Here is a 12,375-nt window from a genome sequence, read left to right as displayed (position 1 = left end):
TCCGATCAATTTCAGCGCGTTGCCCGCCTTCGGTTCGTCAGCGGCGGGGAAGCCGCGGCGCGCGCGGCACCCAGCAACCCACGTCGCGCTCATAGGCCTCGAACTCCGAGCCGAAGCGCGCGCGCAGATCGGACTCCTCATGCGGTCGGATCAGCCAGTTCCACACGATTGAGCCTGCGAGCGCGTAGAGGACGACGAGCCACGATCCGAGCATGCACCCCACCCCGACGCCCTGCACCACGCCCGCGAGCGCCATCGGATTTCGCACCCACCGATAGGGCCCGGCGATGACGAGACGCCGCGCCGACGCAGACGGAAGCGGTGTGCCCTCACCTCGGGTCGACATGGTCAGCGCCGACCAGATGCCGAGCGCACTTCCGGCCGCGAAACACGCACCGCCGGCGACCGCTGCGAGCAGCGGAAACGCGATCCTCACCCCCCAGCGCGCCTCGATCACGGCGATGACGAGGGGCAACACCCCGAGGAAGCACCCCCAGAACACGACGATCTGGCGCCCGGTCCGGGCGACGTATCCGCCGCTCGTCGCGTGATCCGCCTCACGGAACGCGAACGGACCGACGAGCAGCTCGTCGCTCGGAAGGCGCCCGTACCGATCGAGTGCTCCGGCGCCGATGCTGCCGAACGCAGCCGCCGCCATCGCGATGGCGCCCCACCCGCCGAGTCCCGTCACAGTCGCGTACGTGGCCATGCCGAGGGCGACGAGCAGCGTCCAGGGGACGGCGACCCAGACTGCCGACCGCACGCCGGCCGCGACGAGCGCCGAAGCGCCGACGAAGAGCGGGATGTCGAACACCGCGATGGTCTCAGCGTCGAGGCCGCCGAGCGTCGCCTGCCGCACTCCAGGGACGGTGAACACGCCGACCCACCACAGCGCGCCGGCGCCTGCCTGCATCCCGAAGTACCAGCGAGCCATCGCGCGCGCGAACATGCTCCGAGTCTACGAGGCGGGCGCGATACCGCGTCTGCAGCAGCGCGCCGCGCAGGCAGGCGGTCGCCCGTCACGCCCGCAACACCGCGGAGATCCGATCTGCGAAGGGATCTGCGAGCATCTCGGCGTAGGCCCAGCTGACATGGTGCGAATCGCGAAAGGCGAGTACCCCGCCGATCACCGGCGGGCACGAATCCTCGACGATGAAGTACTCGCTCATGTCGACGAGGTCGACGACCGGCGTCGCGTCTGCGGTTCGGCTGCGAGGCGTCGCCGTGGAGAGCGACTCCGCGGCGTCGGCGAGAGGGTCGGCGCCCAGCGCCTCGGCCATCGGCACCGCGCACGCGTCGGCCGCCGTCGTGCCGTGGCCGGATACGCACTGCAGCACGCGCTCGGCCATCTGAGGGGTGTCGCGGATCGCGAGGACCCGCTGCACGGAAGGGGGCAGCTCCCGCCACCGCTCGGCGTATCCGCGCTCCGCCGCCGCTCGCCAGTCACCACTTCCGGAGACCATCCGATTCGTCGACTTCGCCGCCGTCATCACCGTGCCGATCGACGGATCGTCGACGAGGCGCTGCAGGACCGCATCGTTCCAGGCCGCGCAGTCGGAGCGCAGCGCCACGTTCTCGGCCTCGGGCGAACTCGCGAAATCGCGCTCGGCGGCGGTGAACGGGCACGACGCCTTCGCCATCACGATCACGCGCCACCGCTGCTGCTCGGCCCGGTGCACGAGCGCCGGGAGCCACTGCTCCGCGTGCGAATCGCCCACGAGGGCGATCGTGTGCGTTGCGCGTGCGGCGTCCGCTCCGTATTCGCACGGCTCGACCGCGGTTCCCGCTCGCGGGCTGAGACACCGCTCGGGGGAGACCGCCGCGAGTGCCGGCTCGGGAATCGGCAACTGCTCGGGCAGCGCTTCGCACCCCGACTGCGGATCGAGAGCGGATACGCCGAGGCACGGATCGGGATCTTCCAGCACCACGGCCACCCGATCCCGCTCCGCTTCCACCTGCTGATCGGCCGGGTGCACGCCGACGAGCGCGCCGGCGAGCAGCACCACCATGCCGGCGCTGGTGATCGCAAGCGCACGAGCATCGGGCCAGTCGCGGGAGAGCTCCGCACGGAACGGGTCCTCGACCCAGACCTTCGAACCCCACGCCAGCAGAATCGTCGCACCGATCACCGCCATCGCGCCGAGCACGCCGGCGCTCCTCCCGAGTGCGAACGGCAGCAGCACGATGAGCGGGAAGTGCCAGAGGTACGCGCCGTACGAGATGTCGCCCAGCCACTGCATGGAGGGCGCGCCGAGCCAGCGCGTCGGAGCGGCTGCCCCGGCGGGCTCCTGCGCCGCGATGATGAGCAGGGTGGCGATCACCGGGAGCAGCGCGGCCGCGCCGGGAAACGGGGTGGCATCCGTGAACCAGAGGGCCGCCGCGGCGATGCCGGCGAGCCCCGCCCACGCCGCTGCGCTGCGCACCCGCACCGGCAGACGGTCGAGGATCGCGCGGCGCGATGTCGCCGCCCAGGCCAGCAGGCCGCCTGCCGCGAACTCCCACGCCCGGGTGGTCGTCACGAAATACGCCTGCGCCGGGGCGGCGGAAGTGAGCACGATCGAGGTGATGAGCGAGGCGACGCAGACGCACGCGATGAGCCCCGCGAAGACGAGACGGAAGCGGAGCCGCGTGACACGCGCTGCGACCGCGACGGCGAGTACGGCGACGAGCGGCCACACGATGTAGAACTGCTCTTCCACGGAGAGCGACCAGTAGTGCTGCACGGGGGAGACCTGGGATTCCGCCGCCATGTAATCGACCGACTGCGCCGCCAGCACCCAGTTCTGCACGTATCCCGCCGACGCGGCCACCTGCGCGAGGAACTCGGGAAGGTAGCCGCGAGGTGCGAAGCACCAGACCGAGACCAGTGTGACGGCGAGCACGAGGAGCGCGGCCGGCAGCAGTCGCCTGGCGCGGCGCGCCCAGAAGCGCACGAGATCGACGGTGCCCGAGGTCTCGGCCTCGCGGAGCAGCTGACCCGTGATGAGGAACCCGGAGATCACGAAGAACACATCGACGCCGATGTACCCGCCCGGAAGGGCTTCGGGGGAGAGGTGGTAGAGCAGCACGAGGGCCACGGCGATGGCGCGCAGGCCCTGAATGTCGCGACGCACGCGGTGCTCCGATCGAGGCGGTGCGCCGAACGCCGCCCCCGATGCGCCGCCCGCGCCGCCGCTCGCGCCGCCACGCTCGCCTCCGGGGGCCGCTACCGCTGCCGGTACCGGCGCCGCTGCCGCTTGCGCGGGCGTCGAACGGGACATTGCATCGCCTTCGCTTCACCTGTGAGCTCGTCCAGACAGGCTATGCAACGATTCGGCCACGATTCAAGGCCTTGCGCGACTCAGACCAGCCCCATCTGGCGCGCCCTGGCGAGGGCCTCCGTGCGGCTCGAGACCTTGAGCTTCTTGTAGATGCTGCGCGTCTGCGTCTTGATCGTGTTGGAGGACACGTGGAGGTCGCCCGCGATGTCGTCGATGGATCCGCCCCTCGCGAGTTCGATCAGCACCAGCGCTTCGCGCTTCGACAGCTCTTCGAGCACGACCTCGTCGCCCGCGAAGGGGCTGCCCGGGGGAACGCGCCAGATATCGAGCGGCACGAGCGTCCTGATGATGGCCATCTCGCCCGACGGGATCCAGAGGAGCGGCAGTCGATTGTCGAGCCGGTCGAGTGCGAGGAACGCCTGCGTGGCGAGGGATGTCGCGCACTCCGCATTGCCCTGCCGTGCATACGCCGCCGTGCGGAGCAACTGCTGCTGCACGGCTTGCGCCGGAAACGGGCCGCTGTCGTTCGCGCTCGAATCGTGGGCGTCGCGCTCGAGCGCGTCGAGATGGGTGAGAGCGTCGATCGGCTGCGATGCGAGGATCGCGAGTCGTGCGCGCGCCAGACGAGACGAGGCGCCGATCCCGGGGTGCGCGAGGGCTGCTCGTGCCCCGACGAGATCTCCGGTCGCGAGCAGGAACTCGCCGCGGAGCGTCTGCAGCTCTTCGGCCCACCCGGCGCTGAGCGGCAGATGCTCGCGCGCGGCGAGCGCCCCGTCGAGCTCTTGATATCCGAGCGCTGCCTGATCCGCGACCAGCCGCGCGATTCCGCGCGTCCAGACGATCGCCGGCCACAGCTCCGACTCGTCGAGGTGCGTCTCGGTCGATCGCAGCGCCTCGAACGCCTCGTCGTGTCGCCCGAGGCTCGACGCCCGCAGCGCTCTGGCGAGGTGCCAGCCGATGCTGTGCGGGGAGTCCCACCAGTCGGCCCGCGAGGCGTCGACGGCGGCGAGTTCGCGTTTGGCCGCCCGCAGGTCGCCCATGCGCGCGTGCGCGAAGGCGAGCATCGAATGCTGGTGAGTTCGACGGGCCGGGTGCGCATCGTCGGCCAGCCCCTCGGCGAGTGCGAGTGCGCGAGGAATGCGGGCTGCGAGGAGTTCGGTGAGGACGACCTGCAAGCGGGCGGCGTGCATTCCCGACCGCCAACTCGGGGAGCCGAGTCCGCTCTGCCGTAAGAACTGCTCTCCAGCCTCAGCCGCTGCTTCGTAGGAGCGGCTCACGCGCAGCCCGGCGAACCGGGCGAGCTGCAGCAGGCGGCCCGCAGCCCCGCCCGCCTCCGCCACTCGATGCTCGAGCGTCGGCATGCCCAGCTCGAGCAGCTGCCGCATGCGCGGCGTCGGCACCAGGGAGTCCTCGCTCAGGGCGACGGCGATCATGATCGGGATCGTGCCCTCGCGCTGCTGCCGCTCCGCTGAGATGCCCTCCGTCACCGCGACGAGTTCGCGCGAGCGCTTCAGGTTGATCTCCGAGTAGTTGCGCACGAAGTGGGGGAAGATGGCGCGATCCATGTTTCCGTCGATGAGGAGTTCGAGGATGTCGATCGGATCGGCGTGCTCGTACAGGTGCTCGAATGCGAGTCGGCGCACCTCGGCGATGCGCTCCTGCGGGAGCTCGGTGAGCGCTCGAGGACGCAGGGCGCCCGCGATGAGCGTGTGCAGCCGAAACGCCGCGCGACCGTGCCGAGATTCCACGCGGCCGTATCCGAGCGCGTCGAGGCGCTCGAGATTCGCCCAGGCGTTGGCTCCCCCCAGTCGATCCGCGAACGATCGGTCGATCTCCGGCACCAGTGCGGCCATCAGGGCGAGCGTGCGGTCTTCGGGAGCCGGGAACTGCGGAGCGAAGTCGGCGAGCGCACCCTCGATGCCGTATTGCACCTCGTCGGGAGTGGGACGGCGCGCACCGTCTCGCGACAGGCTCGTCATGACGGACAATGCGAGGCGCACCGCAAGCGGGTGGCCCCGAGTCGACCGTCGCAGTGCGGCGAGCTCGGGCGTCGACGGCTGATAGGGCAGCGTCGCCGCGAGCGCAGCGATCTCGTCCGTCGTGAATGCGAGATCGCTGATGCTGAGGGAGGTGACGGCGAGCCCTGCCGCGGTCAGGGGAACCTCGAAACGGGTGCGCGATCTCGATGCGGCGAGCAGTCTCAGGTTCGGGGATCGGCGAAGCAGCGACACCAGTTGATCCTGCAGCTCGCCCGCGACGAAGTGCAGGTCGTCGAGCACGAGCGTGACGGGATGCGGGTCGCGCATCGAGGCCGAGGTGATGAGCGAGAGTGCTTCTTCGGGGCGAATGCGTCCCGCCAGGTAGTCGTTCGCGAGCGACGCGAAGGTCTCGGGGCGTGCGGCCTGCAGCGCCTGGAGGAGTCTGGACCACAGACTGTGCGGATCGCTCGCACCGGAATCGAGTGCGACCCATGCCGGTGCGGAGGGGCGGTGATACGCCAGCCACTGCGACATGAGCTCGGTCTTCCCCGCGCCCTGCTCGGCGTGGATGATGACCACGCGCCCGGAATGGCCGATCCGGTGGAGGAGGCGGTCGCGCCGTACGTGCCCGTGCGCGTCGACCGCGGCGCGCGCTTCGGCCACAACGTCCCCCGGCACTGAGCTTCCCCACTTCTTCAGCCCGGTTCGTTCCCGCGACCACGGGCTGAGGTGCTTCGCGTATCCTGCGGCTCCTGGTCGGGCCGGTCACAGCTTAACCGGAATGTTACCTCAGCCGCCCGGCCGGGGAAGCGGCGGATTCCAGCGCCGTACTGCCGGTCGCGGCAGTCGCTGTATGGACCGGGGGAGAGACTCTGTCACAGATCCGTTACCGGAGCGCAGTAGGCTCGGGGTCGAGATTCAGACCGGACTCCCAGTCCCTTCCGAAACATGGAGACATCAATGAAGATTCGTTTCGCACTTCCCGCTCTCGCCGCAGCGGCCGTGCTCACACTCACCGGGTGCGTCAACAACGCCGAGTCCGAAGGAGGCGCGGGGTCGGGCGATGCCGCACCGGCGACCGAGATCACCGCGGATGACGCCGCGGTCGAACTCCTTCCGCAGGAGCTCAAGGATTCCGGCGAACTCCGCATCGGCACCGACGCGGAGTACCCGCCGAACGAGTACAAAGACGCCGACGGCAACCCCGTGGGCTGGGGCGTCACCCTCGCCGAGGCGGTCTCCGCGAAGCTCGGTCTCGAGCCCAAGTGGGAGATCCTCGGGTTCGACAGCATCATCCCGCGCATCCAGGAGGGGGCACTCGACATGGGCTCCTCCTCGTTCACCGACAACGTCGAGCGCCAGAAGTCGGTGGACTTCGTCGACTTCCTGAACGCGGGCACGCAGTGGGCCGCTGCCAGCGGCTCCGACGTCGACCCCGACGACGCGTGCGGCCTCACCGTGGCCGTGCAGGCGACGACGGTCCAGGACACCGACGAGCTGCCGGCGAAGTCGAAGGCCTGCACCGACGCCGGTAAGGATGCGATCGAGATCCTGCGGTTCGACGGGCAGCCCGAGGTGACGCAGGCCGTCGTCGACGGCCGCGCCGACGCCTTCTCGGCCGACCTGCCCGTAACGGGCGACGCGGTCGCGAAGCTGAGCGACCAGCTCGAGACCGTCGGAGACGTGTTCGATGCAGCTCCGTACGGGTTCGCCACGCAGAAGGACAGCGACACCACGAAGGCGATCCAGGCGGCGCTGCAGTCGCTGATCGATGACGGCACCTACCTCGACATCCTCACCGAAGCGGGGATCGAAGACGGCGCGGTGGAGCAGGCCGACATCAACGCCGGCACGGAGTAAACGCGTAGATCATGTCGCATACCCACTCCTCTGATGCGGGGCCAGAGGCCCCGCATCAGGAGTCGGCGCCGATCGAGGCGATCCGACTCCGGCACCCCTGGCGCACGGTGTTCGCCGTCGTGCTCCTGCTCCTCGTGGCGCTCTTCATCTACGACACAGCGTTCAACCGTCCGGTGTTCAACTGGGGCGAGGTCGGCAAGTATCTGTTCGATGTGCGCATCGTGTCGGGCGCCGGCTACGCGCTGCAGCTGACGGTCTACTCGATGATCATCGCCGTGCTGCTCGGCGTCACCATCGCCGTGATGCGCCAGTCGCCGAACCCGGTCGTGAAGTCGATCGCCTGGGTGTTCCTGTGGCTCTTCCGCGGCACCCCGGTCTACGTGCAGCTCGTCTTCTGGGGCCTGGTCCCCACGATCTACAAGTCGATCAGCCTCGGGGTCCCGTTCACGGAGGCCGCCTTCACGCTCAACACGAAAGATCTGCTGAGCTACTTCACGCTCGCCGTCATCGGCCTGGCCTTGAATGAAGCGGCCTACATGGCGGAGATCGTTCGCGCTGGGCTCCTCTCCGTGGAGAAGGGGCAGAACGAAGCGGCGACCGCGCTCGGCCTCGGCTGGTGGCACACGATGAGTCGCGTGATCCTGCCCCAGGCCATGCGCGTCATCATTCCGCCGACCGGCAACGAAGTCATCTCCATGCTGAAGACCACGTCGCTCGTGACCGCCGTGCCCTTCACGCTCGACCTGTACGGGCGGGCGCGCGACATCTCGGCGGTGACCTATCAGCCTGTGCCGATGCTGATCGTGGCGTCCATCTGGTACCTGGCCGTCACCTCGATCCTCATGGTGGGTCAGTACTTCCTCGAGAAGCACTTCGCCAAGGGGGTGCTGCAGCGACCGGACGTCATGAAGCCGACCGTCGCCACGCAGTCGGTCCGCGTCGTCGGCGTCGAGGACCCGGCGCATCCGACCTACCCCAGTGCGAGCGGCGGCGAGAACATCGTGCCTCCCCACAATCGACCCGGAGGGGGCGGCGCATGAGCGTGCACGCGACAGATACGCCGATGGTGCAGGCGGAGGGCGTCTCGAAGTCCTTCGGCTCGAACCTGGTGCTCAAGTCGATCTCACTCGAGGTGCAGCGCGGCGAAGTGCTCTGCCTCGTCGGGCCCTCCGGCTCCGGCAAGTCGACGTTCCTCCGGTGCATCAATCACCTGGAGACCGTGAACGCCGGCCGGCTCACCGTCGACGGGGTGCTCGTCGGGTATCGGCAGAAGGGCGACAAGCTCTACGAGATGCATCCCCGCGAGGCTGCGGCACAGCGTCGCGACATCGGCATGGTCTTCCAGCGGTTCAACCTCTTCCCGCACATGACCGCGCTCGAGAACGTCATGGTCGCCCCTACGCTGCTGAAGAAGGGCACCAAGGCAGAGCTGAAGTCGCGGGCGATGGAGCTGCTCGCGCGCGTCGGCCTCGCCGAGCGCCACGACTACTACCCGGCGCACCTGTCGGGCGGGCAGCAGCAGCGCGTCGCGATCGCGCGAGCGCTCGCGATGGATCCGAAGCTCATGCTCTTCGACGAGCCGACGTCGGCCCTCGATCCCGAGCTCGTCGGCGAGGTGCTCGACGTGATGAAGGGTCTCGCGGAGAGCGGCATGACGATGATCGTCGTGACGCACGAGATGGGATTCGCGCGGGAGGTCGCCGACAAGCTCGTGTTCATGGACGGCGGCGTCGTCGTGGAATCGGGAGACCCTGCAGAGGTGCTCGCGAATCCGAAGCGCGAGCGCACCAAGGCCTTCCTGTCGAAGGTGCTGTAGACGCCGAGAACCTCAGTGCTCGACGCCGCGGCGTCGGCGCGGGATCGTGGCGGGCCCGTTCGGGCCCCCGCCACGTGTGCAATACCCGGCCGCATCGGAGAAGTCTTCCGACGCGGTTGGAGTCAATGACGACTGAACAGAAAGGCAACGATGGTTACGAAACGGTCATCAACGGCCATGATCGGTGCGGGAGCACTGGTCGCGGCGTTGTTCGTGGGGGGGATTCCCACCGCGGCCACTGCAGCTCCGGGCGATGCGCCCACTCCCATCACCTATGAGATCTCCGACCGCGTGCAGGGGCCGGCCAGCTATCCGGTGCAGTCGCCGCTGCCCGAAGCGCCCGATGATGCGAACGATCGCTCCATCGCGCGCGGTGCCGTGCCGTACGCGGAGGTGGCCCGCACGGTGAACCGCCTGATGACCGAGAGCGATCGTGTCTCCGCGCAGGTCGTGGGCAGCTCCGTGCAGGGGCGCGACATTCAGCTCGTCACGCTGACGTCGCCGGAGACGGCCGAGCAGACCGCGCAGCAGCGCGCCTGGAAGGAGCGGATCAAGCAGGATCCCGCCGGAGCCTCGGCCGATACCGCCCTCACCGAGGGCTACAAGGTGCCGATCTGGTTCAACGGCAACATCCACGGCAACGAGTGGGAGGGCGCGGACATCATTCTCGAGTACATCGAGAAGCTCGCCACCTCCGAGGATCCCGCGATCGTCGAGATGCTCGAGCAGTACCGGTTCTACTTCACCGTGACCAACAACCCCGACGGGCGCGTCAACGGCACCCGCGCGAACGCCGACGGCTTCGACGCGAACCGCGACATGATCACCGGCGTCACCCCCGAGTCCCGCGTGATCCGCGACCTCGCAGGGATCATCCAGCCGACCTTCTACGTCGACCTCCACGGGTACACCGACGTGCTCCAGATCGAGCCCTGCGGCCCGCCGCACGGTGAGAACTACGAGTACGACCTCTTCCTGCCGCACGCCTACTCGGCAGCGCTCGCGATCGAGCAGGCCGTGGTCGGCGCGAACATCGAGGGCAACACCTACGTGGGCGCAGACGGCAACGCGACGACGGAGAACACGGGCAAGATCCTGATTCCGTACCGCGACATCCGTTCGGGCTGGGATGACTGGCCCCCGCTCTTCACGCCCCAGTTCCTCGCATACCAGGGTGCCGTCACCAACACGGTCGAGTTGCCTCTCGGACGCGGCGGCAACCCGGATCAGGCCGAGAGCCAGCGCCGCACCGACGTCAACGTCGAGGTCGGCATGGTCACGGTCGAGAGCGCGACGGATTACTTCGCCACGAACTCGGCAGCCCTGCTGCAGAACCAGATGGAGATCTTCCGCCGGGGCGACGCGGGCGAGCCGCTGAAGTCGATTCCGGCCGACCCGAATCCCGCGGACTACCCCGGTATGCCGCACGAGTGGATCGACGTCTGGGACGAGACCGACGTGTACGGCGCGGAGTTCCCGCGCGCCTATGTGATCCCGGAGAACACGGATCAGCAGCGGTCGGTGACCGACGCTGCGCGACTGGTCGACCAACTCATCGCCAACGGGGTCGAGGTGTCGCGCGCGACCTCGCCGCTGACCGCCGGAGACACGACGTATCCGGCCGGGAGCTATGTTGTCGACATGCACCAGCCGCTCCGAGGAATGGCGAATGTGCTGCTCGCAGACGGCTCGGACATCACGGAGCGCGTGCCCGACATGTACGACATGTCGGCGTGGAGCCTGTCTCTGCTGTGGGGCGCTGACGTCTTCCCCGTCGGCGCGTCGCAGGACGCCTCGCTGGACGGAGTCGGGCTGGAGGCCGTCGCGGCGGCCGCACCGACGGGCGTGCTGCCAGATGCAGCCGGCTACCTCGAACTCGAAACTCCCGGAGCCGCCGAGTACCAGGCGATCAACGTGCTGCTCGAGCAGGGCGTCGCCGTGTCGTCGTTCGCCGACGGATCCGTGATCATCGGCGGCGACGAGGCGACACGCGCCGCAGCGCTGGCCGTGGCCGACGCCTACGGCGTGCAGTTCACCGCGACGACGGGGGTGCGACTCCTCACCGAGACGAGCACCGCATTGAAGCCGCTGCGGGTCGCCTACACCGGCAACCAGGATGACCGCGTGACGTTGAACCGGCTCGGGTTCACCGACCAGGTGCGCGTCGACGCGGCGTCGCTCACGGCCGACCCGTCGCTGCTCGACGACGTCGACGTGCTGTGGGTCGGCGGCAACCTCGCCTTCACCGCTGCCCAGACGGCGGGAGCCGACGCCGTGGCTGCGTTCATCGCGGCCGGCAACGGCGTCGCGGGCCGCGGCACGGCGGTCGCGAATGTCGCGAACGCTTTCGGTCTGACCCAGGTGACCGCGACGGCCGGAACGAACAGCTCGAACGGCATCGTCCGCGTGGACAACACCGAGGGCGGCCTGCTCTCGACCTATCCGCAGGACACGGCCTTCGTCACTCCGGCGGTCTGGTACACCGGGTTGGCGGAGAACGCCGTGATCGAGCAGAGCTACGCGGCGGAGAACCTCTTCGTCTCGGGGCACTGGGCAGATGGCGAGGGCACCGGCCGTGCAGCGGCCGCAGGCCAGGCGTCCGCGATATCGGCGGTCGCCGAGTCGGGCAGCGAGCTCGTGATGTTCGGCACGTCGGTCAACTACCGCACGCACCCGGTCGGCAGCTACCCGTGGATCGCTCGCGCGCTCTTCGAGGTGAATGCGAACGCCGGCACCGCGGTCCCGGTGACGCTCGGCGAGGAGCACCTCACCGACGACACCCGCGGTGGCGTACAGGTGCCCGATGAGATCGAGATCGGCGCATCGTTCGACGTGACCTTCGCGGACATCGCCGACGGCACCGAAGTCGCGCTGAGCTACTTCGGTGCAGGCGTGCCGGCCTCGGACTCGACGGAACCGGCCGCGATGTCACTCCTCGCGATGGGCACCGTCACCGGCAACACACTCACCGTCGATGCGCTCCCAGAGGGCATCGAGCCCGGTGAGCTGCGGATCGCGGCGACGCGGGACGCGGGCGCCGTGCTCATCGGCTGGGACGACACGGTCGCGGTCGCTGCCGAGGTTCCGGGCGGAGACCCGGGTGCTGAAGCCGACGGCACCGCGGCGGGTGGTGCTGCCGGTGCAGCCGACGGCGGCGCGAGCGGCGCGGCCGCTGGTGCGGCCGACGGCAGCGCGTCCGCCGGTGGAGCATCGGCCGGCGGGGCATCGGCATCGGCCGACGCCGCATCGGCGAATGGTGCCGCTGACGGCGGCCGTGGCGAGCTCAGCAACACCGGCGGCATGGAGCTCACCGGTGGAATCGCGCTCGCACTGCTGCTGGTGCTCGGTGGCGGAGCAGTGCTGGTAGCGCGTCGCAAGCGTCTCGCACAGGAGACCGGCGCCTAACCGGCGGGCAGGGTCAGTGCGGGGGCGGGAGCTGGTCTTCCGCCCCCGCACTGCG

The 12,375-nt window shown here is 69.2% G+C and carries 7 protein-coding genes; 4 read left to right on the top strand and 3 right to left on the bottom strand.

Annotated elements, in window-relative coordinates:
- Positions 1-37: 37 nt before the first annotated feature.
- The 3 genes from JSQ98_RS10370 to JSQ98_RS15420 form a co-directional block, all read right to left on the bottom strand.
- A complete protein-coding gene (locus JSQ98_RS10370; RefSeq protein WP_249290807.1) occupies positions 38-949 on the bottom strand; it encodes a methyltransferase family protein in 912 nt (303 codons plus the stop codon).
- Between the two features lie 70 nt (positions 950-1,019).
- Positions 1,020-3,260, bottom strand: a complete 2,241-nt coding sequence (locus JSQ98_RS10365; protein WP_211649597.1) for an acyltransferase family protein — start codon at positions 3,258-3,260, stop codon at positions 1,020-1,022.
- 80 nt (positions 3,261-3,340) lie between these two features.
- Positions 3,341-5,917, bottom strand: coding sequence for a helix-turn-helix transcriptional regulator (locus tag JSQ98_RS15420; RefSeq protein ID WP_211649595.1), 2,577 nt, complete (start codon positions 5,915-5,917; stop codon positions 3,341-3,343).
- Between the two features lie 282 nt (positions 5,918-6,199).
- Between JSQ98_RS15420 and JSQ98_RS10355 the strand changes: the two genes are divergently transcribed.
- From JSQ98_RS10355 to JSQ98_RS10340, 4 genes are all read left to right on the top strand, one after another.
- Positions 6,200-7,099, top strand: coding sequence for an ABC transporter substrate-binding protein (locus JSQ98_RS10355; RefSeq protein WP_090145636.1), 900 nt, complete (start codon positions 6,200-6,202; stop codon positions 7,097-7,099).
- An 11-nt stretch (positions 7,100-7,110) separates the two neighbouring features.
- Positions 7,111-8,139, top strand: coding sequence for an amino acid ABC transporter permease (locus JSQ98_RS10350; protein ID WP_090145634.1), 1,029 nt, complete (start codon positions 7,111-7,113; stop codon positions 8,137-8,139).
- On the top strand, positions 8,136-8,915 hold the full coding sequence (locus JSQ98_RS10345; protein ID WP_283242027.1) for an amino acid ABC transporter ATP-binding protein: 780 nt from the start codon (positions 8,136-8,138) through the stop codon (positions 8,913-8,915). Before JSQ98_RS10350 ends, JSQ98_RS10345 begins: the two co-directional genes overlap by 4 nt.
- Positions 8,916-9,065: 150 nt before the next feature.
- A complete protein-coding gene (locus JSQ98_RS10340; protein ID WP_211649593.1) occupies positions 9,066-12,320 on the top strand; it encodes a M14 family zinc carboxypeptidase in 3,255 nt (1,084 codons plus the stop codon).
- Positions 12,321-12,375 lie beyond the last annotated feature (55 nt).

This window comes from Leucobacter manosquensis, assembly GCF_018304845.1.
GTDB lineage: Bacteria > Actinomycetota > Actinomycetes > Actinomycetales > Microbacteriaceae > Leucobacter > Leucobacter alluvii.
The sequence above is the reverse complement of the archived record's forward strand: the minus strand, read 5'-3'. Positions and strand labels throughout refer to the sequence as shown.